Source organism: Flavobacterium olei (assembly GCF_039749035.1).
Lineage (GTDB): Bacteria > Bacteroidota > Bacteroidia > Flavobacteriales > Flavobacteriaceae > Flavobacterium > Flavobacterium olei.
In genome coordinates, this window is record NZ_JBDKWC010000007.1 from 13,616 (window position 1) to 38,911 (window position 25,296).

The 25,296-nt window shown below is 34.0% G+C and carries 20 protein-coding genes; 8 read left to right on the top strand and 12 right to left on the bottom strand.

The window, feature by feature from the left end:
- Window positions 1-11: 11 nt before the first annotated feature.
- Complete coding sequence (locus tag ABEB31_RS17980; RefSeq protein ID WP_347053039.1) at window positions 12-776, bottom strand: MBL fold metallo-hydrolase; 765 nt, start codon at window positions 774-776, stop codon at window positions 12-14.
- 90 nt (window positions 777-866) lie between these two features.
- Here ABEB31_RS17980 and ABEB31_RS17985 point away from each other — a divergent pair, with 90 nt between their 5' ends.
- Window positions 867-2,327, top strand: coding sequence for a TonB-dependent receptor (locus ABEB31_RS17985; RefSeq protein WP_347053040.1), 1,461 nt, complete (start codon window positions 867-869; stop codon window positions 2,325-2,327).
- Window positions 2,328-2,671: 344 nt separating this feature from the next.
- On the opposite strand, the gene bcp is transcribed toward ABEB31_RS17985, so the two are convergent.
- The gene (gene bcp, locus ABEB31_RS17990) at window positions 2,672-3,124 is read right to left on the bottom strand and encodes a thioredoxin-dependent thiol peroxidase (RefSeq protein WP_347053041.1); all 453 of its coding nucleotides are present in this window, start codon (window positions 3,122-3,124) and stop codon (window positions 2,672-2,674) included.
- A 323-nt stretch (window positions 3,125-3,447) separates the two neighbouring features.
- On the opposite strand from bcp, the gene ABEB31_RS17995 reads away from it, so the two are divergent.
- Window positions 3,448-4,116: an endonuclease III domain-containing protein gene (locus ABEB31_RS17995; protein ID WP_347053042.1), complete on the top strand. Its 669-nt coding sequence runs from the start codon at window positions 3,448-3,450 to the stop codon at window positions 4,114-4,116.
- A 44-nt stretch (window positions 4,117-4,160) separates the two neighbouring features.
- On the opposite strand, the gene ABEB31_RS18000 is transcribed toward ABEB31_RS17995, so the two are convergent.
- Complete coding sequence (locus ABEB31_RS18000) at window positions 4,161-5,225, bottom strand: tetratricopeptide repeat protein (protein WP_347053043.1); 1,065 nt, start codon at window positions 5,223-5,225, stop codon at window positions 4,161-4,163.
- Window positions 5,226-5,935: 710 nt separating this feature from the next.
- Window positions 5,936-6,520, bottom strand: a complete 585-nt coding sequence (locus tag ABEB31_RS18005) for an RNA polymerase sigma factor (RefSeq protein ID WP_347053044.1) — start codon at window positions 6,518-6,520, stop codon at window positions 5,936-5,938.
- Window positions 6,521-7,023: 503 nt separating this feature from the next.
- Here ABEB31_RS18005 and uvrA point away from each other — a divergent pair.
- Window positions 7,024-9,819, top strand: coding sequence for an excinuclease ABC subunit UvrA (uvrA, locus tag ABEB31_RS18010; protein WP_347053045.1), 2,796 nt, complete (start codon window positions 7,024-7,026; stop codon window positions 9,817-9,819).
- Between the two features lie 78 nt (window positions 9,820-9,897).
- Here the strand turns inward: uvrA and ABEB31_RS18015 are convergent, their stop codons facing one another.
- From ABEB31_RS18015 to ABEB31_RS18035, 5 genes are all read right to left on the bottom strand, one after another.
- Window positions 9,898-10,197: a DUF8108 domain-containing protein gene (locus tag ABEB31_RS18015; RefSeq protein WP_347053046.1), complete on the bottom strand. Its 300-nt coding sequence runs from the start codon at window positions 10,195-10,197 to the stop codon at window positions 9,898-9,900.
- 558 nt (window positions 10,198-10,755) lie between these two features.
- Window positions 10,756-12,225, bottom strand: a complete 1,470-nt coding sequence (locus ABEB31_RS18020; protein ID WP_347053047.1) for an oligosaccharide flippase family protein — start codon at window positions 12,223-12,225, stop codon at window positions 10,756-10,758.
- A 43-nt stretch (window positions 12,226-12,268) separates the two neighbouring features.
- Window positions 12,269-13,555, bottom strand: a complete 1,287-nt coding sequence (locus tag ABEB31_RS18025) for a glycosyltransferase family 4 protein (RefSeq protein ID WP_347053048.1) — start codon at window positions 13,553-13,555, stop codon at window positions 12,269-12,271.
- A gap of 63 nt (window positions 13,556-13,618) precedes the next feature.
- The gene (locus tag ABEB31_RS18030) at window positions 13,619-16,075 is read right to left on the bottom strand and encodes a YfhO family protein (protein WP_347053049.1); all 2,457 of its coding nucleotides are present in this window, start codon (window positions 16,073-16,075) and stop codon (window positions 13,619-13,621) included.
- A gap of 49 nt (window positions 16,076-16,124) precedes the next feature.
- Complete coding sequence (locus ABEB31_RS18035) at window positions 16,125-16,418, bottom strand: DUF4834 family protein (protein WP_347053050.1); 294 nt, start codon at window positions 16,416-16,418, stop codon at window positions 16,125-16,127.
- 124 nt (window positions 16,419-16,542) lie between these two features.
- Here ABEB31_RS18035 and ABEB31_RS18040 point away from each other — a divergent pair, with 124 nt between their 5' ends.
- Entirely contained in the window at window positions 16,543-17,511 is a 969-nt protein-coding gene (locus ABEB31_RS18040) for a transporter (RefSeq protein WP_347053051.1), read from the top strand.
- Window positions 17,512-17,800: 289 nt separating this feature from the next.
- The gene (locus ABEB31_RS18045) at window positions 17,801-18,919 is read left to right on the top strand and encodes a GTP cyclohydrolase (protein ID WP_347053052.1); all 1,119 of its coding nucleotides are present in this window, start codon (window positions 17,801-17,803) and stop codon (window positions 18,917-18,919) included.
- Between the two features lie 75 nt (window positions 18,920-18,994).
- Here ABEB31_RS18045 and ABEB31_RS18050 read toward each other — a convergent pair whose 3' ends face one another.
- Entirely contained in the window at window positions 18,995-19,480 is a 486-nt protein-coding gene (locus tag ABEB31_RS18050; RefSeq protein WP_347053053.1) for a hypothetical protein, read from the bottom strand.
- Between the two features lie 118 nt (window positions 19,481-19,598).
- Window positions 19,599-20,861, bottom strand: a complete 1,263-nt coding sequence (capB, locus tag ABEB31_RS18055) for a cysteate-C-fatty acyltransferase (RefSeq protein WP_347053054.1) — start codon at window positions 20,859-20,861, stop codon at window positions 19,599-19,601.
- A 283-nt stretch (window positions 20,862-21,144) separates the two neighbouring features.
- Between capB and nirK the strand changes: the two genes are divergently transcribed.
- The 3 genes from nirK to ABEB31_RS18070 are packed head-to-tail and all read left to right on the top strand — an operon-like array spanning window position 21,145 to window position 23,965.
- Window positions 21,145-22,560: a copper-containing nitrite reductase gene (nirK, locus tag ABEB31_RS18060; protein WP_430408236.1), complete on the top strand. Its 1,416-nt coding sequence runs from the start codon at window positions 21,145-21,147 to the stop codon at window positions 22,558-22,560.
- A 15-nt stretch (window positions 22,561-22,575) separates the two neighbouring features.
- Window positions 22,576-23,352, top strand: a complete 777-nt coding sequence (locus tag ABEB31_RS18065; RefSeq protein WP_347053056.1) for a formylglycine-generating enzyme family protein — start codon at window positions 22,576-22,578, stop codon at window positions 23,350-23,352.
- A gap of 16 nt (window positions 23,353-23,368) precedes the next feature.
- Entirely contained in the window at window positions 23,369-23,965 is a 597-nt protein-coding gene (locus ABEB31_RS18070; protein WP_347053057.1) for an SCO family protein, read from the top strand.
- 41 nt (window positions 23,966-24,006) lie between these two features.
- On the opposite strand, the gene ABEB31_RS18075 is transcribed toward ABEB31_RS18070, so the two are convergent.
- A complete protein-coding gene (locus ABEB31_RS18075; protein ID WP_347053058.1) occupies window positions 24,007-25,227 on the bottom strand; it encodes a hypothetical protein in 1,221 nt (406 codons plus the stop codon).
- Window positions 25,228-25,296: the final 69 nt, after the last annotated feature.

The following is a 25,296-nucleotide window of genomic DNA, read 5'->3' on the forward strand; positions in this document are numbered from 1 at the left end:
TTGTGGTATAATTAAATTGTAATTTCTAAATTATCGTAGGCCAGAAAAACATTTTCCGGAAGTTGTTTCTGTACTTCTTCATGAAAACCTAAAACGTGACTGATATGCGTTAAATAAGCTTTTTCAGGTTTTACCAAATTGATAAAATCAAGTGCTTCCTGAAGGTTAAAGTGCGTGTTATGAGGTTCAACACGCAAGGCATTTACAACCAAAATCTTTACACCTTTAAGTTTATCAATTTCAGATTGTTCAATTGTTTTTACATCTGTTAAATAGGCAAAATCATCAATTCGGTATCCAAAAACCTGTAAATCTCCATGCATAGCATTTATCGGAATGGCCGTTTTATCGCCGACAGCAAAAGGAGTATCATTTTCTACCTCAATAGTTTTAACGCTTGGTGCTCCTGGATATTTATTTACGGTTTCGAAAACATAATCAAAGCGACGTCTCAGATTGTCTAAAACCCTCGGATGTCCGTATACGGGAATTTCTCCCTGTTTAAAATTAAACGGGCGAATATCATCTAATCCTGCTGTATGGTCAGAATGTTCGTGCGTAAACAAAATCGCATCGAGTTTCTGACATCCACAGGAAAGCATTTGCTGCCTGAAATCGGGACCGCAATCGATTACATAAGAATGCTCGTTCCATGTAATCCAGATGGATACACGGAGCCTTTTATCCTTAGCATCAGTGCTTTTACAAACGGGATGATCGATTCCGATAATCGGAATGCCCTGAGAAGTACCTGTACCTAAAAAATAAACCTTCAATTGAACTTAATTTTTTTACAAAAATAGGATTATTTCTCTTTCATTAGAACCCTAATTTACTAACTTTGTAACAAATCTATTTAAAATAAAATGGGTACAGAAATAAAACTCAAAGGTGACAAGGTCATCGAACAGATTCCTTCTATAAAAGACAAAGCATTACGCATTAATTTAAACGAGAATATTTACGGAACGTTTGCTGAAATTGGCGCTGGACAGGAGACTGTGAGGCATTTTTTCAGATCCGGAGGTTCATCGGGAACGATTGCAAAAGCGATGTCTGCCTATGATAAAGATTTTAGTGATGCCGTTTACGGTGTTGAAAGTGACGGAAGATATGTTACTGAAGAAAGATTAAAAAAAATGCTGACTCATGAAGGTCAGATCATCGAAGAGCGTTTAAGCAGAGAGAAACATCCTACGAAACTTTTTTTTAGCTACGCCAACACTGTTGCCACCATAGATTTTGCCAAACAATTTAAAGGTCACGGATGGGTTGGAATTCGATACCAAATTGAACCGGACGAAGCTTATAACGAAATTATCCTTCACATTCGTTTTAAAGAAACAGACGCCAGACTACAACAGGAAACACTGGGAATTTTAGGAGTTAACTTAATTTACGGTGCTTTTTACAAATACAACGACCCAAAACGATTACTTCGCTACTTATACGATCACTTAGATAAAGACCAGTTAGAAATTGACACCATCAACTTTTCGGGACCTCGTTTTGCCGATGTCGACAATCGTCTGATGAGTTTACAGCTGGTTAAAAACGGTATGACAGATGCCGTAATGTTTAATCCGGAAGGAAAAAACATTCTGCCAGCCGCTATTTTATACAAAAAGAACCTTTTAGCATTAAGAGGAAGTTTTCGTCCGGTTACGAAAGTAAACATGGACATGTATGAGAAGTCGTTAAAAATGTTTCTTGAAGAAAATAAAGTTGAAAAAAGCAATACGCTTGTTATTTTTGAAATTACACTTTCTAACTTACGCTCGGATGGGGAAATTGATGAGCGTGACTTTATGGATAGAGCCGAATTGCTTTGCTCACTGGGTCAGACGGTAATGATTTCTAATTTTCAGGAGTACTATAAAGTGGTGGAATATTTTGCCAATTATACAAAAGCCCGCATGGGACTTGCGATGGGTGTCAATAATCTTGTTGATATTTTTGATGAGAAATACTATCGTCATTTAAGCGGCGGAATCCTGGAAGCGTTCGGGAAATTATTCTATCGTGACATGAAAGTCTTCCTGTATCCGATGCTTGATGAAAATGGCATTTTAATGGATTCAAACAATTTAAAAGTACATCCTAGAATGAAAGAGCTGTATAAGTTCTTTAAATTTAATGGTAAAGTAGTCGACATTGAAGATTACGACCCTAATATTCTGGAAGTTTTCTCCAGAGAGATCTTAAAAATGATCAATCAGGGAAAACCGGGCTGGGAACCAATGCTTCCGCCGGGAATTCCGGAAATTATAAAAGAACATCATCTTTTTGGATATCATCCGCAGAAAGAATTAGAACAAAATACATAATTTTTTTGTTTCAGGTTTTCTTTGTTTCAGGTTTAAGTTATTGAAATAGGAATTAGCGTAGACTGAAAATATATTTTTCACGTCTAAGCGCGCTAAGTTTTTTTTAAATATAAATAGTATATCATAAAGTCCGCAAAGCTAAATCCATAAAGCTTTGCGGACTTTGTTATTCTCTGACTGTAAAACTTTGTAAAACAGTACTGACTTTGAGTAATTCGTAGTTTATGTTGAGGTAAAATTACCGTCAAATGACAAACCTGAAACTTGAAACAAATAAAACCTGAAACAAACAAAACCCTGAAACAAATAAAAACCCTGAAACAAACAAAACCCTAAATAAAAATCTACTTCAAAATCTGCGAAGCGTGTTCTTTTGTTTTTACTTTTTCAATAACTTCCTCTATAATTCCTTTTTCGTCGATTACGAAAGTAGTTCTGTGAATTCCGTCGAACTCGCGGCCCATGAATTTCTTTGGTCCCCAAACTCCAAATGCATTGATAACCGATTTGTCTTCGTCTGCAAGTAAAGGAAATGGTAATTCGTATTTTTCTTTGAATTTTATCTGTGCTTTCTGAGTATCGGCGCTAACTCCTAAAAGCTGATAATTATTTGCCTGAAAGCGATGAAAATTATCTCTTAAATCACACGCTTCGGCAGTACAACCGGGCGTACTCGCTTTTGGATAAAAGAAAACTACTAATTTTTTACCTGAGTAATCTGCCAGTTTATGTGTTTTCCCGTCCTGATCTGTGCCTGAAAAATCGGGCGCTTTATCGCCTGCTTTTAATGTTGTCATATAGTATTTTAGATTTCTGTTTTAGATCCTGAAAATCCTTCACAAAATATTTTTCCTGTTACGGATTTCAGAATTCTTTCAAATTTACTATTTCTTCTGCAAACGGCATAACCTGAGTTTTCTTTTTGCCCCAGATTGAAGGGAAAACCCCGGAATTATGGTAGTTTACATTTTTTGTATTTAAAAAGCGAGTCCCGACGCTTCGGGAGAAGCTCTTTTAAATACTTAAAAATGTTACTACTATAATGAGGAGTTGAAACGGAAAGCTGGATTAGGCACATCATTAAAATTATAGTATTTTTACAATCGATAAATTTACGGAAATGAATAAAGAAGCCCGCGTTCAATTTGTTATAGATACTTTAAAAGAACTTTATCCCACAATACCTGTTCCGCTTGATCATAAGGATCCTTATACGCTTTTAATTGCGGTTTTATTGTCTGCTCAATGTACCGATGTGCGCGTGAACCAGATTACTCCTTTATTGTTTGCAAGGGCAGATAATCCGTATGATATGGTTAAAATGTCTGTGGAAGAAATTAAGGAAATTATTCGTCCGTGTGGTTTGTCTCCGATGAAATCGAAGGGAATTCATGGTTTATCTGAAATTTTAATTGAAAAGTATAACGGAGAAGTTCCGCAGAGTTTTGAAGCTCTTGAATCTTTACCGGCTGTTGGGCACAAAACGGCAAGTGTTGTAATGTCTCAGGCTTTTGGAGTTCCTGCTTTTCCTGTGGATACGCACATTCACAGATTAATGTACAGATGGAATTTATCTAATGGAAAAAATGTGACACAGACAGAAAAAGATGCCAAGAGATTGTTTCCAAAAGAAACATGGAACGATCTTCATCTGCAAATTATCTGGTACGGCCGTGAATATTCGCCGGCGCGAGGCTGGAGCTTAGAAAAGGATATTATCACAAAGACGATCGGGAAAAAATCTATTATCGAAGAAATGGAAAAATTGGCTTTAGGTAAGAAAAAATAAGGCGCAAATATCTTTGCGCCTTTCATTTATTTTTGTGAATAAAACTATCTTCCTGCTTTTAGAGCATTGTATTCGTTTGTCATGTCCAGAGATCTGTAAACCCCTAATAATGTTTTTGTTGCATCCTCATTTTTAGGTTCCAGAGTAAGTACTTTTTGAAGATACGGAATCGCACTTCTTGTCACATCGTCTTTTCTGGCGTTTAGTTTATCGTATTTCTGCATTTCGGCCGGTGAAGTTCCCAAAGTGGATATTTCATCTGCTAAATCCTTTTTCATCTGCAATTTCAAATAAGCGAGATTAATATAGGCATCCACATAATTAGGATTAAGTTCTAAAACATAATTATACGCCGTTTCTGCTTTTGCATATTCTTTTCTCTCCATATATGCGTAAGCCAGATTATTATTAACTTCGATTCTCTTAGAAGGCACTGATTCTGTTCTTGGTTTATCATAAAGTCCCTGCTGAATAGCGGATTCTCTTGCTTTAGGAGAAACAAAAGTATCTTCTTCTTTTGTTTTTTTATTTGAAGCGAAATACAAAACTCCTTTTCCTGAATAATTAATTTTTTTCAGAAGTTCATAATAAGTCACTGCCGAATTATAATCTTTGGCATTGATAGATGAAGAAGCTGCATTGTAAAGATTAAGCGTATCTTTTTTATCAAACAGATATACTTTATAGCTTTTCTCTGCGCTTTCTTTAAATCTTCCGGCTTTAAAATCGGCCATTGCCCCGTTTACAAGGCTGCCTTTCATATCTTTTAAAGCCATATTTGCTTTTACGGTATATTTGTATTTTCCAGATTCGTTCTCGTACAAGAACACATCCTGATAAGCCTGAGAGGCCAAAGTGAAATTGTTAACTGCATCTATATCTTTTGTTGCCAGATCTTTATAGACATTTCCTTTTAAATAATAATAATCTGATTTGTCCTCGTCTGCAGCATTAAGGATAAGATATTCTGCTTTTTTTAAAACGGCTAAAGATTCCTGGCTTTTTCCTTTATCATACAAAGACTGCGCTTCTTTAATTTGTTCTTTTTGGGCAAATGCACCCATACTAATCATAAATAAACATGATAGCATTCTAATGTTCTCTTTCATTTTTCGGTTAAGTTTGGTTGGATTAAATGATTTTTGGTTTTTCTGAATTACAGTATCAAAATACTTTTTTATTTCATTACTATTGGTGAGCAGGATATTTTCTGGTAAAAATATTGCCCGTAATCAGATGAGCACCAAACTTAACAAATTAAAGCAGGGTAGATTTTCTTCATAAACAATTTGATTTTTGGTTAACTATTTAATTCTCTTTATAAAAGCAATTTTAATGAATAAAAAATTACTTTTTAACTAAAATAAAATTAAAAACTATATAAACATATAAAATCGAATCAAAATATTAAATTTTAACAAAAGATCCGAAAAGTGACCTAAAAAACTTATAAAAATTTTTAAGGTTCAAAAAAAATGAAAATTTGTGACTCGAAATGTAAGCGAAGAATAATTTTACAATAAAAAAACTCACTACTTGTATATTCATACAAAAAGTGAGCTTTCAACCAAAACGACCATTTGGTTTTATTTTTATAAACATCCGACCGTAGGAAGCGGGCTGTTTAGTTAGCTATAATCTCAAAGTTTTTATCCTCAATCTTAACAACTGTTAAGGCTCTCGAATAATTCAACAAGAAAGAAACAACTTCTTTTTTTGGATTAAGATTTTTGGAAGCTAATGCTTTTTTTGAGTAAATTTTCCCCATACTGTTCAAAATGATTTATTAGAGTATAACGGGCTTATTATCAAAATAGTATTAGTTGGTTAAAATAATTTGATGTTTATCAATTATTTTTCTCAAATTCATTAATGCATAACGCATTCTTCCTAATGCGGTATTAATGCTAACGCCTGTTATTTCTGAGATTTCTTTAAAACTCATATCCTGATACATACGCATAACAAGGACTTCTTTTTGATCGTCCGGAAGTTCTTCTATTAACTTTTTTAAGTCAAGTTCTACCTGATCAACAATCATTTTACCTTCGATTGTCAACGAATCGTCTGACATGACAGAGAAAATAGAAAATTCTTCTGTTTCCCTGTACATTGGCATTTTTTTGGTTTTACGAAAATGATCTACAATAAGATTATGAGAAATACGCATTACCCAAGGTAAAAATTTACCTTCTTCGTTATAAGAATTACTTTTTAAAGTTTTAATTACTTTAATGAAAGTATCCTGAAAAATATCATTTGAAATATCTCTATCAGCAATCTTAGAATATATAAAACCATATATCTTAGATTCGTGCCTTTTTATTAATGTCGCCAGGGCAGCTTCACTGCCGTCAACATATTTTTTTACTAATAGAGCGTCTGGAGTATGCAGATCAGCCATAATAACTACTTTTTTAGTTTCTGTGTTAAAATTTGGAGTAAATTTTTCTAAAAAGTAGTTTTCTTATATAGGCAATCTTTTTTTGTGAGCAATGTTAATATTGTGACCAAATTTAACAAAAATAAATTCTATAAACCAAATAAAATCATTAATAATTATTAGAAAAAGTTTTGTTAATGAATATTAAACGCAAATTTAATGATTGTGAACTTAATTAAATTAATGAAACAGGAATAAAACCCTTACAAGGCACATTTTAAACCAGCACTTAATAAATATGAAATTAAGTTACGAATTTATATTTAATTAGCCCGTTTTCAATTTCGAATTTTAAAAGCTCCCGAAGCAGATTTTGAAGTTAAACAGCATTGAAAAATATATTTTACAATCAAAAAATATACTTTTAATGTGCTCGCTTTATGATAAAATAGTTAAAATTTGGAACTAAATCCTTAACAAAATCCAATTCAAAATTGTTTACTTTTGTAAAAATTGACTTTTTTATGCAAATTGATCTCTCTAAAATAGACCCAAAATCAAATATTATAATAAAAGGAGCACAAGTACATAATTTAAAAAATGTAGATGTGGTCATACCGAGAAACAAACTTGTAGTAATTACAGGTCTCTCTGGATCCGGAAAATCGAGTCTGGCTTTTGATACATTATATGCCGAAGGACAGAGACGTTATGTAGAAAGTTTATCTTCATACGCTCGTCAGTTTTTGGGACGTTTAGACAAACCAAAAGTAGAATACATTAAAGGTATTGCGCCGGCGATTGCAATCGAGCAAAAGGTAAATACTACCAATGCGCGTTCGACGGTGGGAACTTCGACCGAAATTTACGATTACATCAAACTTTTATTTGCCAGAATTGGTCGTACATATTCGCCTGTTTCCGGACAGGAAGTCAAAAAAAATACGGTTACCGATGTCATTACAGACGTTAAAAATTTACCCATAGACAGCAAATGGCTGCTGCTCTCTCCTATTCATCTTGAAGAAGGAAGACAATTAGAAGACAAACTAAAAATACTTTTACAGCAGGGATTTGCCCGTATTCTGGTAAATAACGAAATGGTTCGTCTGGATGATTTTTCTGCTTCAGATTTACATCAGTTTGACAATAAAGACATTTTATTGATTATTGACCGTATTGTGGTAAAAGAGGAAGAGGAATTTTACAACCGACTTGCAGATGCGGTTCAGACTGCTTTTTTTGAAGGTAAAGGGATTTGCTATCTCCAGGAATTAAATGGAGAAAAAAGATTTTCATATTCTAATAAATTTGAACTGGACGGAATTACTTTCCTCGAACCAAATGTTCATTTATTCAGTTTTAATAATCCATATGGCGCTTGTCCGGTTTGCGAAGGTTACGGAAATATAATCGGAATCGATGCAGATCTGGTTGTTCCCAATACTTCCTTATCTGTTTTTGAAAGTGCTGTTTACCCGTGGCGCGGCGAAAGCATGAGCTGGTACAAAGATGAATTGGTAAAACATGCTTACAAATTTGATTTCCCTATTCATAAACCTTACTTTCAGCTTACTGAAGAGCAAAAAGATATAATTTGGACCGGAAATAAATATTTTCAGGGACTTAATGATTTCTTTAGAGAATTAGAAGAAAAAAATTATAAGATTCAAAATCGTGTAATGTTGTCACGCTACCGCGGAAAAACAAAATGTCATGTCTGCAAAGGCAAGCGTTTACGAGAAGAAGCTTCTTATGTAAAAATCAACGGCAAAACAGTTTCCGATTTAGTCGATTTTCCAATTAAACATTTGGTTACTTTCTTTAAAAACATAGAATTAAATGTTTACGAACAACAGATCGCAAAACGTCTGATGGTCGAAATCAATAATCGTTTATCGTTTCTTACCGAAGTTGGTCTGGATTACCTTACTTTAAACCGAAATTCTGCAACACTTTCGGGAGGAGAATCACAGCGAATTAATCTGGCAACTTCACTCGGGAGCAGTTTAGTAGGATCAATGTATATTCTGGATGAACCCAGTATTGGTCTGCATCCTAAAGATTCTGAAAGACTTATCAAAGTATTATTATCGCTGCGTGATCTGGGTAATACTGTAATTGTAGTAGAACACGATGAAGATATTATGAAAGCTGCCGATATGATTATCGACATTGGCCCGGAAGCCGGAACTTTTGGTGGAAATCTGGTAGCGCAGGGCACTTATGATGAGATTTTAAAATCAGATTCGTTAACGGCTCAATATTTAAACGGTGATTTAGAAATTTCGGTTCCGAAGAAAAGACGAAAATTCAAAAACCACATTGATATTATCGGTGCACGCGAAAACAATTTAAAGAATATCAATGTAACATTTCCTCTGGATGTTTTAACTGTTGTAACAGGAGTTTCGGGCAGTGGGAAAAGTACGCTGATTAAGAAAATATTATTTCCTGCGATGCAAAAGAAGCTGGAAAGTGCTGCTGAAAAAGCTGGGCAATTTAGCGAAATCTCGGGCTCTTTTTCTCAGATTAAACACATTGAGTATGTAGATCAGAATCCGATTGGAAGAAGTTCCAGATCGAATCCTGTAACGTATATTAAAGCGTATGATGATATTCGGGATTTATATGCTAAAGAAAAATTATCAAAAATAAGAGGATATCAGGCAAAACATTTTTCTTTTAATGTTGACGGAGGCCGTTGCGAAACCTGTAAGGGAGAAGGCTCTATTAATGTAGAAATGGTCTTTATGGCCGATGTTTCCCTTCCTTGCGAAACCTGCGGTGGAAAACGTTTTAAGAAAGAAATTTTAGAAGTTACATTTGACAATCAGAACATCAACGATATTCTGACTATGACAATTGATGATGCAATTGCTTTTTTTGAAAAAAACAAACAGTCTAAAATCACTCAGAAACTACAGCCTTTGCAGGATGTTGGTTTAGGATATGTACAGTTAGGACAATCCTCTTCTACTCTTTCCGGAGGAGAAGCACAACGTATAAAACTGGCTTCTTTTTTAGTAAAAGGGGCGACAAAAGACAAAGCTTTATTTGTATTTGATGAACCTACAACGGGTCTGCACTTTCATGATATTAAAAAATTGCTGGCTTCGTTTGATGCGTTAATCGAAAAAGGACATTCTATAATAGTGATTGAACATAATCTGGATTTAATAAAATGTGCCGACTGGATTTTGGACTTAGGTCCTGAAGGTGGAGAAAACGGAGGTCATTTATTAGCTTCAGGAACTCCTGAAGAGATTGTAAAAGTAAAAGAATCTGTTACCGGCGTCTATCTAAAAGACAAATTATAGATGCTATTAAAAATTATAAAAGCCATAAATACAATTGATTAGTTTGTATTTATGGCTTTTTCTTTTTCTTCTACTTCTTTACGCTACCAGACATCGATCTTCAAATGGCAGACCATCTTCGTCAATAGCTACTAAAACCTTTTTTTGTTTTGACGCCTCAAAAGTAAGATACAGCCAGGCAAATGACCATAATCCGAGAGTTAAACAAAAAATCATGAAATTTAAACTGTGGTTAACCACTTTTCCTCCCTTAGATAAAACTGCAAAAAGCAATTCATCGTTTCTTTCTTCCAGCGTAAATCCATTATGAACTTTATTTGATATCATATTAGAAAATACCTGCATACTTTGTTCATGGCTGAGATGATCGTACTTCATAATTTAATCTACAATTTAATTCTGATTACACTTTTATTCGTAATTTCCTGCAAAATTAAGCAATTTTAAAATATAAAAAAATACCTACATTAAAGGGTTTTGTTAGAAAAAAATCTGTATTTTCCTGAAACGGATGCTAAACTTTCATGATAAAGTTAATTTTTATTAGATTAATTACAAAATATTTAAGTGTTAAAATTGTTTTATTAATCTCTAATTTTCAAATACTTAACCTACTTTTAAACTTTATCGCTTACTTCTCAATTATAATTTTATTGTCTGACTGGACTGTTGTTGCAATTCCATCGCGAAAAGCATTGTAATGTGGCGACATAATTTCTATACCTGCCGCATTAAACGAATCCTGAATATTTTGATGAAGTGAAGCTTAAAGTGTGGCTGATTTGCGGTTGCGAATAATTACTACTCTGATAGATAATTGCATTTCTAATTTTAGAGAGGTCTGTTAGCTACAATTAGAAATAATTAGTATCCTTCTACCAAAGAAAACAAAAAAGGTTTCTATTTAAATTACTTGCAATTTTGAAAGTAAAAACATTACATCTTAAATCCAATTTTTTTAAACATACTATCAATGACATTATTAATATCAATAGAAATTTTAAATTTATAATTCAGATATACATATAAAATAGTCACTAAAATAGATTTCAGTGCAATACTTATAAGCTGATAGAATGGAAATTCCCAAAAATAGAAAAGTAGAAATAAGATAAAAGTCAATACAATAGATTCGACTGTTTGCCTTGTAAAGGGATATAAGTGAAGCTTTTTAACCACAAACTGTAATTTTGCCAGACTGTATAAAGTAATCGATAATAAAGTTGCAAATGCAGAACCGAATATTCCCCATTTAGGAATAAAAATCATATTTAATACAAAGGTTAAAAACACCAACATTAATCCTAAATACAACACCATTCGATAATATTTGGTATTAAAAATAATGGCATTATTATTTCCTAAAATCAAATCAAAATATTTAGAAATGCCAATCATAAATACCACGGGAATTCCGCCCCTGTATTCATCGGGAACCAATTCATACAACTGATTGATATTAACGAAAATACATAACATTACAAATCCTCCTACAAACTGAAGATTAATGGAGGTTTTCTTATATAAAGAATTTAATTCGTCATGCTTATTATCATGCATTAATTTTGCAGTGATCGGATATACAATCTGATGCATGGCACGACTTGGAACAGAAATAACCAAAGCGATGTAAGTTGCCACAGAATAGAAAGCGATGTTGTCTATAATCATGTATTGATTTAAGATCATTTTATCTCCGTCTAAAAGCAAATTGGCCACGCTTCCCGATAAAATAATATAAAAAGTATAAATGAGTATGTCTTTGGAATTTACAGGTTTTGTAAATTGAAAATGAGGCTTCTGAATACTAAATGCATAAAACATTGTGATTAGGAAAGCTATAAAATATAAACCCGCCGTTGCATATACAAATCCCTCTACCGTAAGCCAGTCAAAATAAACTGCGATCAGTAAAAACAGAGAAAACAATCTTAAACCGACTTCTTTTATAAAATTACCAAAAACCGAATGCATGTGTACACGAGCCCAGGCATAAAAAATTTCAAAATAAGCCATACTCAAACCTATAATTGGAATAAGCCAGATATAACTTTTGACAATGGTGTTTTTTTTGGACAAAAAGAATAAAATATCATCGTAAAAGAAAAGCCCAATTAACAATAACGGAATTATTAAAAGCATTGGAAACAAAACTGTAAAGGACAAAAAGCGTGATTTTTCCTCGTCTGTTTTGTATTGGGAATAAAATTTTACCAGCGTATTCTGCATTCCAATCGCAAATAACGGCATAATGACATTTGCAGAGGATGTAATGTAATTAGTTAAGCCGTAAAAGGTTGAACCCAGAAAAATAGGATATAAATAAAGCGTATTTATAGCTCCAATTCCAAAGCCAATATAGGTTATTATAGTATTTTTAAAGGACTGGTTTAAGACAATACCCATTGTTGATTTTAGATTGTAGAGTTCAGATTTAGACTTTATATTATTATCCCTTAATCAGCTGTGCCAATTGTCCGGTTAGATTTTTTCTGGAATATTTCTGTAAACCAATTCCATGCGATTGCAATTTTCCTTCCAAAAACTGATTAAAAAAGTCCAAAATTACACTTTTTAACTTCGTTTTTTCAGAATAATCAAAAAATACTCCCGTATTGGTCTGCGTAACGATATCGGCAAAGTCTGAACCCTGCGGTCCGATGGCAATTATGGGACGATTGGAGACCATATATTCAAATAATTTCCCCGGAATTATACTTTTTGTATCTTCAGAATTAATCTCTATCAAAAGCAAAACCTGAGATTTTCGCTGATGGGCAACAGCTTCTTTGTGAGAAACGTAACCCAACAAATTCAGATAATCATTTAATTGATGTTCTTTTATCGCATCTAAAACTTCCTGGCTAACGGCACCAATTAATTTAATTTCTAAATGTTTTTTAAATTCTGGAACTTCGTTTAGCAGTTCAACTAAAGCTTCCCATAAGAAAGGCGGATTTCTGTCTGATAAAAAAGAACCAATATGCGCCAGACTAAATTTAGCATCTATTACCTGTTTTTCTACCGTTTCTATATCGTAACCATTTGTGATTACGGTAATTGGCTTTTTCGTAATGGCCTCAAATTCTGTTTTCGTAGTTTTACTTGTTACAATTATTTCGTCGGCAGAGTTTAATACTTTATGTTCTAATTTTTTATGTTTTTTTTCTGCGTAAGCAGATAATCGCAATGCTTTATGATAACCAATTGTAGTCCATGGATCGCGAAAATCGGCAAACCATTTAACCTTTAATTTCTTTTGAAGTTCTAAGCCAATTAAATGCAGACTGTGCGGTGGCCCCGAAGTTACAATGGTATCGATATTATTTTCCTGAATGTATTTTTCCAAATAAGACACCGATGGTTTTACCCAAAAAACACGAGCATCGGGAATGAATAAATTTCCGCGAATCAACAACAACATTTTATCTAAAAATGTCTGCTTTTTCTTTTGAGGAAAGATTCCGGAACTGATTTTTTTAGTTTTATTTTTTGAGAAAACAGAAGCTAATTGGTAAGGCTCCCAAATTTTATTTTTCAGAACAATTACTTTATCTGAAATTTCGCTTACTAATCCTTCATCAATAATTGGGTATGTTGGATTTTCCGGTACATAAACAATGGGTTGTATATTAAATTCAGGCAGATATTTTACAAATTTCAACCAGCGCTGCACGCCCGGTCCCCCTGCAGGCGGAAAATAATAGGTAATTATTAAAAGCTTTTTTTGTTCCATTTAAGATTTATAGTGTTCCGCAGAGATTCGCAAAGTATCCGCTAAGTGTCGCAAAGCTTTTAATTATTTTTGTGTATCTCCGCTATCCCTTTGTGAATCTTTGCGATAGAATTTTTCGAAATAAATTCCACCCGCTAACAGCAGCAGCATTCCAATTGTACTTATCAAAGTGATAGTTCCCCCGGTTTTTATAACCTGAGGTTCAAATTTGAATTCAATTGTATGTTTTCCTTTAGGAATTTCCATAGCTCTTAAAACATAATCAACAGGAAAATGATCGGTTAATTTTCCGTCGATATAGGCATTCCAGCCATTTTTATAATACATCTCAGAGAATACGGCCAAACCTTCGCCCTTATTTTCAGATTTGTATTTAATATAATTTGGCTTATACGTCACAACTTTAATGGTTCCTGTTGTATCAAAAGGTTTCTTTAAACGTGCATTTTGAAATTTACTTTCGTATTCATGAACATTAAAGACCGCTACTTTTTTAGTATCTAAAGTATTCAACGCTTTCATCACGTCGTCTGGTTTGTTTACCAGTTTTACAGATTCTACAAACCATGCATTTCCATTCGCATCAGGATTTTGTGTCGGAATTTGATTTCCTTCTTTATCCACCTGAATTACGTACTTAACATTTAACATATTAAGCACTTCCAAATTATTTTTAGCGATTTGATAATCGTATAATTGCTGCATTCTTCTTGGTCTTACAGCACTGTAACCACCAATTGTTTTATGGAAATAAGAAGATCTTCCCTGCAATTGTCCCTGAAGATCAAAAACACGGTAAATTGAAGTATCTTTTAAAATCTGAGAATCGGCCTGCGTTTCCTGAAAAGGCGCCGCAATCTGCACCGGACTTACAAAATCCTTTGCTGAAACATATTTCTTATCGACAAAAAACAAGTCAAAAATCATAACGATACCCACAATGATCAATGTTGTACTTTGCGAAAATCTCTTTTTAATAAACATCCAGAGAATCCCAAAAGTAAGTACGATTAAAAATCCGGTACGCAATAAATCTGCATAATACATCGTCATTCTGTCTTCTTTCAATGCGTCAACAAACTCCGGCCCATAACTTTCCATGAAATATTGATCGCTTACACCTGTAAAATGAAAAAAGCCTTTTGCAATTAGTAATATTGCCATTAATCCCAAACCAAAAACTCCAGTCTGAACCAACGCTTTTTGCTGCAATTTTGGCTCGTCTTTCGCTTTAAAAAACGATTGTAATCCCATAACGGCAAGAACAGGAAAACATAATTCTAATATGACCTGAATCGAAGATACTGCCCTAAACTTATCATACATCGGGACATATTCTATGAAAAAGTCAGTCAACAACGAGAAGTTTTTCCCCCAGGAAAGCACCAAAGTAAAAAGTGCGCCGGCAAGGAAAACATATTTTATTTTTCTTTCATCTATAAATAATGCTAAAACGGCCAAAAAGAAAACAACAGCACCAATATAGGCGGGCGCAGAAACAATTGGCTGGTCTCCCCAGTACGTTGGCATTCCTGAAACAAAATCTTCAGCCTGAGAAGCCGGAACTCCTTTTCCAAGCATAAATTCATACATATGACTGTCTGTTCCAACATTTTCATGGCTTGAACCACCAAATATTCTTGGAGCAATTAAATTTAAACTTTCTGCAATACCATAACTATATTCTGTAATATAATCTGTAGTCATTGCTGCAGTCGTCTCATTTTTAGATCCGTCAGGGTTAAAAGTCAATTCACTTTTATCTCTGATGCTATATTTGGCATATTCACTGGTTGCCAGTAAATTTCCTGCATTAGATCCAATAGCAAAAATTCCTGCCACGACTAAAACTGCAGAAGAAATTAAAAGTCCCCTGAAATCTTTTTCTTTTATAAAATTGAAAGCAAAATAACCTGAAAGTATCAATAAGAAAATCAATAAATAATAGGTCATCTGGAAGTGGTTGGCGTTAATTTCTAACGCAACCGCAAACATGGTAAGTAATCCTCCCCAGACATATTTTTTCTGAAAAGTGAGTATAAATCCGGCAATAACCAACGGCATATAAGCGATAGCATGCGCTTTTGCATTATGACCAACTCCCAAAATAATAATTAAATAGGTAGAAAAACCAAATGCAATGGCTCCGATAAAAGCTTTTAGCGGATCGGTTTTTAGAACCAGTAACAAACCGTAAAAACCTAAGAAATATAGAAATAAGTAATCTGCAGGTCTTGGAAGAAAACGTAAAACATCATCTACTTTACCTACAAAATCATTTGGATAATTAGCCCCAAGCTGATAAGTCGGCATACCTCCAAAAGCAGAATTTGTCCAATAAGGTTCTGCATTTTCAACCGCTCTAAAATCATTTTGCTCTTTTGCCATTCCGGTATATTGGGCAATATCAGACTGGAAGATTTGTTTTCCTTGTAATACCGGATAAAAATAAATTAACGATATAAGGATAAAGCCCAGAACGACAAGGGCATGCGGATAGAACTTATTTACTATTTTCAATTTTGGCTGGTTTGGGTTAAAAAGAATCCTAAATTTTCAGGACACAAATCTAATCTATTTCTTCGTAATCCACATAATCACCAACTTTTTTGGTTTCGCGTGGTTTTTTTGCATTCGCAGTATCAATAATGATTTCATCTTTATTAGTACCGGAATTCTGAGAATTATTACGCTGATTATATTGACCGTATTGTTGTTGCCTTTGAAAATTTTCGCTGGCATTTTCAACCGCTTTTTTGACCAATATCGGCAAAAAGATTTTAGCTAAAAATTTAAAAATGTAATAAAAAGCTATAACCCACATGATGGTTTTTATAAAACCTGAAAATGATGCTTCTTGCATAACTGTAAATTTTTTTCCAAAATTAATAAATCCGTTCCTTAAAAATAAAATATCAATCTTAAATAAATAATAAAATATGTACATTTGAAATGCGTTTACACTTTTTTAATCTTAAAAAAAATTTATGTTCAAAATTAAAAGCTTACTTGCCCCGGTACTTTTTTTTATTCCACAACTCTTTTTTGCACAATATACCGACGTCATTAATTCTAACCGACCAGGTGAAACCATGTCTGCTTACGCGGTTGGAAAATCTGTAATTCAGGCAGAGTTTGGTGTTTACGGCATCAAAGAAAAACACGAATTATTAAACTACGACGCCAGCGGCTTTGGTACAGATCTTACTTTGCGATATGGCGCTTTTCTGGAACAATTAGAATTTGTTGTTGACTTGCAATATCAAATGGAAAACGCCGAAACTCCTTATACTAATTACAAAAAAAATAATTTCAGACAAACAGTTTTAGGTGCAAAATACCTTATTTACGATCCTTATAAAAATTATAAGGAAGAAGCAAACATCTACAGCTATAAAGCCAATCACAGTTTTAAATGGCGTGAATTAATTCCTGCCGTTTCTATTTTCGCCGGAGCGAATTTTGTGGGTGCGGATAATCCTTATTATTTTTCTCCTGATGGAGCGATCTCACCTAAAATTTCCCTTATTACTCAAAATTTATTTGGTGGCGGAAGATGGGTTTTTGTAACTAATATTATTGCTGATTATATTGGAACAGATTACCCGAGTTACGGCTATGTCTTAACTTTAACGCGTGGATTTAATGATAAATGGTCTGGTTTTATAGAAAATCAGGGATACAAGAGTGACTTTTACAGCGACGCAATAGTTCGCGGAGGCGCTGCTTACCTTCTTTCTGCCAATATGCAGGTCGATGCTTCTATAAGTACCAATTTTAAAAACACACCGTCAGTTTTATACGGAGGTATCGGAGTATCATGGCGTTACGACGGATGGTATAAAGAAAAACTAATCGAAAATAAAGCTCAGGATAAAGCAAAAAAGAACTCTGATAATGAAGCAAACATTGACTATCAGGAAAAAGAAAGAAAACGTAAAGCGAAATATGAATAAATAACGTTGACTTTTCATCCGAATTAGATTCAAATAATTATGAACAAAGTAAAATATGCAATTCCATTTTTTCTGTTTTTTTATCTGTTCAATCTCAAAATTCGGGAGTAGAAAAATCTATTTATAATATTCAAACCGGCTTTTTAGGTTTTTGGATCAATAATGAATCCAGATTAGCCCATATGGGCTTTTTTTTATGCATTTTTTTTTAGTTATATTAAAGATAACTATCTTCGTTCTTAAATATATCATTTAGTTAAATCGCTAAATTAAACTAATAAAATCTTAAATGATTACAATTAAAGAAGCCAAAAGCAAGAAAGAATTAACAGAATACATCAAATTTCCTTTTTCAATATATAAGGACAGTCCGTATTGGGTTCCGCCCATTATTTCAGATGAACTGGAATCTTTTGACAAGACAAAAAACCCTGCATTTGATAATGCTGAGGCTTACTTTTATCTGGCTTACAGAGACAATAAAATCGTTGGACGTATAACTGCTATTATAAATTGGTCTGAAGTTAACAACCAGCATAAGAGAAAGGTACGCTTTGGATGGTTTGATGTAATTGATGATATTGAAGTTACAAAGGCTTTGCTTGAAAAGGTTTTTGAACTGGGAAGAAAACATAACTTAGAACATGCAGAAGGTCCGATGGGATTCTCTAATTTGGATAAGGTTGGTGTTTTAACCGAAGGTTACGATCAGGTGGGTACCATGATTACCTGGTACAATCATCCTTATTATGTAACCCATCTGGAACAATTAGGCTTTCAGGTAGAGAAACAATATATCGAAAGTATATTTCCTTTTTCTAACGTAAAACCGGAATTTTTTCAGAAAGCCCAGGCCCTAATAAAAAAACGTTACGAATTGAAATCTTTGACTTTCACAAAAACAAAAGACATTATGCCTCATGTAGATAAAATGTTTGATTTGTTTAATGAATCCTATGAAAAGCTGGCTTCGTTTGTAGCGATTTCAGATGTTCAGAAAGAGTATTTTAAAAAGAAATATATAAGTTTTATCAATCCCGAATATATCAAATTCGTTGTTGACAAAGACGATAATCTGGTAGCTTTTAGCATTGTAATGCCGAGTTTTACTGAGGCATTGCAAAAAATAAAAGGTAAGTTGTTTCCATTTGGTTTTCTTCAGTTATTAAAAGCCAGAAAACATAGTAAAGATGTCGTTTTTTATCTTATCGGAGTTCATCCTGACTATCAAAATAAGGGCGTAACAGCAATTATTTTTGATGAATATTACAAAACATTTTCTGCTAAGGGAATTAGAAATTGCATCAGAACTCCTGAATTACTGGAAAACAATGCAATCCATTTATTATGGAAGAATTTTGATCCGAAAATTCACTGCCAGAGAAAAACTTATTTGAAAAATCTGTAAGCTGAACTTTGTAAAGACATAAAAAAAATCCATTCGCCCCCAAACGAATGGATTTTTTATTATGAGTGCATTTTATTAATCTACTTTACAATCAATTTTAGTTAAAGTATTTTTTTGATCAAATTTTAATTTTTTTCTATCTTTAAAAACGACTTTATCATTTGCCTGTACAACATCTCCGTATCCTTCAATCAATAAGCCTTCTCTTTGCAGAAATACCACTTGTCTCATAGACGAAGTTCCTTCAGACATAAAAACATATTCGGCAATAAGCGTATCTCCGACCATATTACCATTTATTATTCCATCGTTTTTATCTTTTCCTCTTATGTTGTAACTTAATTTTCCGTTTACTTCCTGATGAGAATTTACATTAAAACTTAATTCAATCGTAGTATCATCTGTAGACAAGCTATAACACTGATTTCCGGAAGGTTCTACAATCTCAGCTTCTTTTGGCGAACTTGGTGTAATCTGCACTGGTTCTGTCGTAGTCACTTCTTTTTTGCATGAAGTAAGAAGAGCCAGTCCAACTGCTGTTAGCGTTAGTACTTTTTTCATATTCTTTATTTTTATTTTGTGATTATGAAATAAAGTTAACTTAAAATAAAAAAAAATCCATTCGTCAAGCGAATGGATTTTTATATAATTCCCATTTGAAGGGAATGCTATTTTAGAATTATGCGTCCAAATCAACTTTAGTTCTGCTCGCAATTTCTTTATAAGTACCGTTTTCCAATTTTTCACGAATTGCTTCAAATGCGACTAACGTTTCATCAATATCTTCCATTGTATGTGACGTAGTCGGAATCATTCTCAACAAAATAATTCCTTTTGGAATTACCGGATAAATTACAATCGACAAGAAAATACCATAGTTTTCTCTTAAATCGTTTACCATAACCATCGCTTCCGGAACACTTCCTTTTAAATAAACTGGTGTTACGCAGGTATTTGTATCACCAATATCAAAATTTCTGGCACGAAGTCCGTTTTGTAAAGCATTTACATTCTCCCACAATTTGTCTTTTAATTCCGGGTGGTTACGAAGCAATTCTAAACGTTTTAAAGATCCGATTGTCTGGATCATTGGTAACGCTTTTGCAAACATTTGCGAACGTAAATTGTATTTTAAATAATCGATAATATCTTTATCTGCAGCAATAAACGCTCCGATATTAGCCATAGATTTTGCAAAAGTAGAGAAGTAAACATCAATATCTGCCTGTACTCCCTGCTCCTCACCTGCTCCGGCTCCTGTTTTACCAAGTGTACCAAAACCGTGTGCATCGTCTACTAATAATCTAAAATTGTATTTTTGTTTAAGAGCAACAATTTCTTTCAACTTCCCTTGTTGTCCGCGCATTCCAAAAACACCTTCCGTAATAAATAAGATTCCGCCTCCAGTTTCAGTTGCCATTTTGGTAGCACGCTGCAGGTTTTTCTCCATACTTTCAAGATCATTGTGTTTATAGGTAAAACGTTTACCCATATGCAGACGAACTCCGTCTATAATACATGCGTGAGCATCTACATCGTAAACAATAATATCATTTTTAGTAACCAGAGCATCAATCGTAGAAACCATTCCCTGGTAACCAAAATTCAATAAATAAGCAGATTCTTTCATTACAAAAGCAGCCAATTCATTTTCTAATTGTTCGTGGTATTTGGTATGACCGGACATCATACGTGCTCCCATTGGGTAAGCTGCACCGTACTCAGCTGCAGCGTCAATATCTGCCTGACGCACCTCAGGGTGATTCGCCAAACCTAAATAGTCATTTATACTCCAGTTCAAAATATTTTTTCCACCAAACTGCATTCTCGGACCAAGTTCTCCTTCTAATTTAGGAAACACGAAATAACCTTCCGCTTGTGAAGCCCATTTCCCTAATGGTCCTTTATTGTTTTGAATTCTTTCAAATAAATCTTTTACCATAATATAGTGTAGTAATTTTTTTAACTTAAATCAGCGAGCAAAAATAATCATTATTATTCTAAATTCAGAGTGTCGTTTATTTTTATTTAAAAATAATTAGACTTAAAATTTAACAGTATTAATTTGTGATTTATTTTATTGGAATACTTACATACGGCTTGTCGTTACTGGAAACATGATTTTTATCATAATAAAAGATAAAATCATCTTTTATATTTGATCCAGATTTAAACACAAACAAAACCAAGTAATTATGACAAAGAATTATAAAATCTGGACAAGGATGAACATTCTTGCATGTTCATTTTTTATGCTGCTTTTATTAGGAAGCTGCAAAAAACAGGAAGCTGCAAATTATGCAGATGTTATGACTGAAGGTGAAATGGAGGCAGAACTTACTGCCCCGCCAATGGTTCCTAAACCAGTAGGAAACAGAACCGCCATGAAACTGAAGCTAAACATGGAAATTAAAGAGCAGGAAGGCACAATGACCGATGGTGTAAAATATACATACTGGACATTTGGCGGTTCTGTTCCGGGAAGCTTTATCAGGACACGAGTTGGCGATGAAGTAGAATTTCATTTAAAAAATCATCCGGATAATAAACTGCCGCATAATATTGATTTACATGCGGTAACCGGTCCCGGCGGAGGAGCAACCTCTTCTCTTGTAGCGCCAGGGCACGAAAAAGTTTTCAGTTTTAAAGTCATCAATCCGGGGTTATATGTATACCATTGTGCAACTGCTCCGGTAGGAATGCACATTGCCAATGGTATGTACGGACTGATTTTGGTTGAACCTGAGGGCGGACTTCCTCCTGTTGACAAGGAATATTATGTTATGCAGGGTGATTTTTACACTCAGGGTGAATATGGAGCAAAAGGCCTGCAGCCATTCGACATGAATAAGGCAGTTAAAGAAACTCCTGATTATGTAGTATTTAACGGAAAAGTGGGATCACTAACCAATGGTGGTGAACTGACAGCTAAGGTTGGTGAAACGGTACGTTTATTTGTTGGAAACGGCGGACCAAATTTGGTTTCTTCTTTCCACGTTATTGGTGAAATATTTGACAGCGTGCACATTGAAGGCGGAAGTACAATTAATAAAAATGTCCAAACTACCTTAATACCTGCCGGCGGTGCAGCAATTATTGATTTTAAAGTGGAAACTCCGGGAACTTTTATTTTGGTTGATCACTCGATTTTCAGAGCATTTAATAAAGGTGCATTAGGAATGCTGAAAGTGGAAGGAAAAGAAAACAAAAACATTTATTCAGGAACTATTCAGGAAGGTATTTATTTACCAGAGGGCGGTACTATACAGAAAATGCCGGGAACCTCAACTGCAAAAACAGAAGTCCCAAAACGCACTGTTGCAGAGAAAGTTAAAATAGGCAAGGATATTTTTGGAACTACTTGTTTTGCCTGTCACCAATCTGAAGGACAAGGAATTCCGGGTACCTTCCCTCCTTTGGCAAAATCCGATCATTTAAATGCAGATTCTAAACGTGCCATTAAAACTATTCTGCACGGATTAACCGGTGAAGTTACAGTAAATGGTAAAAAATACAACAACATTATGCCGGCGCAAAATCTTTCTGATGATGAAATCGCAAATGTACTTACCTATATTTATAGTAATTGGGGAAATAATAAAACAGAAATTACTCCCGAAATGGTAAAAGCGCTAAGATAACAGCAAATCATCTGCATGAAAAAATATATTTTCATATTAACTCTCTTTTTCTCTGCGTCTAGTGTCGTGAAAGCGCAGGAAACGGGAATGGCTTTCATTAAAGAGGGATCTTTTGTCCCTCTTTATGGGGCTGTTTCTAAAAATCCGGTTGCAGTAAAATCATTTTACATAGACATTTATCCGGTGACAAACCGTGATTTTCTGGCATTTATCAGGAAAAATCCTTTGTATCAAAAGTCACGGATAAAAGGAATATTCGCAGATAAAAGTTATCTGGCTTATTGGCCGGCTGATTTTGATTTTGGAAATGCAAATCCAAAATCTCCAGTTACAAATGTCTCTTGGTTTGCGGCAAAAAAATACTGCGAATGTGAGGGAAAACGTTTGGCAACCATGGATGAATGGGAATATGTAGCGATGGCCGATACCAAAAAAAGCGATGCAAGGACCAAAAAAGAATTCAATGAGTATATTTTATCCTGGTACGAAAAATCTAAAACTTATGAAAATGAAACCGGTAAAACTTTCAGGAATTATTGGGGCGTTTACGACATGCACGGATTGGTTTGGGAATGGACTTCTGATTTTAATTCGATTTTTCTGTCAGGAGAATCCAGAAAAGACAAGAGTACAGATAAAAATCTCTTTTGCGGAAGCGGCTCTGTTAACGCCACAGATTTAATGGACTATGCAGCATTTATGCGTTACGCTTTTCGCGGAAGCCTGAAAGCGCAATATTCAACTAGAAATCTGGGTTTTAGATGTGCCTCTTCTGTAAAACCAAAAATCTAATTTAAATTAGTCTGAAATGAAAAAAACAATACTTGCTTTAACTCTTCTGATAACGCTTTACAGCTGTAAACAGTCAGATAAAAAGGAAACACAACCAGCAACACAAAAGGAAATCACAGACTTATCTGTTTACAATCTGCCTGCTAAATGGACCAATCAGGACGGGAAAGATATCGAATTAAAAAGCCTGAGAGGAAACGTTTTGGTTATGGTTATGATTTACACCAGCTGCAAATCTGCCTGCCCGAGACTGGTTGCCGATATGAGGGATATCGAATCGAAACTGAGCCAAAATACAAAGCAGAATGTAAAACTAATTCTGGTAAGTATTGATCCGAAAACAGATACTCCGAAAAGACTAAAATCTTTTGCTATTGAAAATAAAATGAATCAGGATCCCTGGATTTTTCTCCGTTCATCTGAAGAAAATACCCGCGAATTTGCAGCAGTTCTGGCTGTAAATTACAAAAAAATATCGCCGGTAGATTTTTCTCATTCGAATATTATAAGTGTATTTAATCCGGAAGGAGAATTAATTTTTCAGCAGGAAGGTTTAGGTGTAAATAACCAGAAAACTATCGAAGCTATAAATAATGAAGCAGCAAAAATATAAAGAGTAAATAGGTTGATTAGTAAGAGACAAGAGTAGATTCACTATTGAATTGGCTCTTGTTTTTTATTTATTAGAGATGCCATAATTAGAACCAATCCTAAAACTAAAAATATACTACAAACAAAAATACTCTGATAATATCCGGAAATCATTTTTTCTCCACTATACAAAAGCAAACCTTGTATAAACAATAAAAATTCTGTAGCAATATATCCGAAAATAAAGCAAAATACTCCAATTTTTAGTTGTCGGGAATGAGCCGAAAGTATTTTATTCTGAAGTAAAAAGCCAAATAAAAATCCGGTTATAATACCTAAAGTCGTTAAGTGTATAAAGCCGATTACAAGATTTCTGATTTGATGTGAAACCTCAGCAAGATTTGGGAAAATCGTTAATACTTGAATTCCGATTTTTAAAAACAACGAGCATACAGCGAGAGCATACACCATTTTTGTTGCTCGATCAAGAGTACTTTTGAAATGGTTAATTTGAAGCTGAAGCATTTTATAAAAATAAATAAAAGCTGTTAATTGAATTAAGACACCTAACGAATTTATCCAGTTAAGAATACTATTTTCAATAAACCATCGTACTGGAAACGCCATAGTTAGCAATACGGAAACGATTATTAATAAATAGAACATCTTAAATTTTACCTCATCAATTTTACTCTGAAACTGCTTTAAAAACAGAGCCAAAACGGCCAATATAAACCATCCGTTAAACTGAAAATGAAGAAAGAACTGTATAGCGATCTGGTAAAAAGCACTTTGTTTTCCTAACATACTTACTGCAGGCCCAAGGCACCAGACTCCGAAAGTTGACAAAATCATGAATCCTGTCGAAGCTGCTATAAGTCGGTGTGGGGGCGATTGATCCCTCACACTGTCTTTGTAAACCAAATAGCAAAAAATATAACTTAATAAAATATGTAAGGTAGAAAATACAATTGAAAACAGAGCATATCCCTGAATTGGAAAGGCAATCATCATTCCGACAATAGAAAATTCTGTTAACCAAAACAAACGATTGTAAACTGGTTTTCGCCTTTTTTCCTTCGGTATAAAAAAATGCACAATTAAAACGTACAGAATTAAGTAAACCCAACCCAACATTGCAACGTGAGAATGCACATGAAGCAGGAAGCTATAGTTTAAAAAATTGATCGGAAACAGGTACATAAAACGCATTAATAACCCAAATAAACAAGCAATCAGGAAATTAAAAAAACAGCAGAGTATCCAGCTTTTTTGAGAATTCATAATGTTAGTCTTTTAAACACAAGAAAAAATTGATCTGTAAGCGCATGGCTTTCTACGTATTGGTTTGAG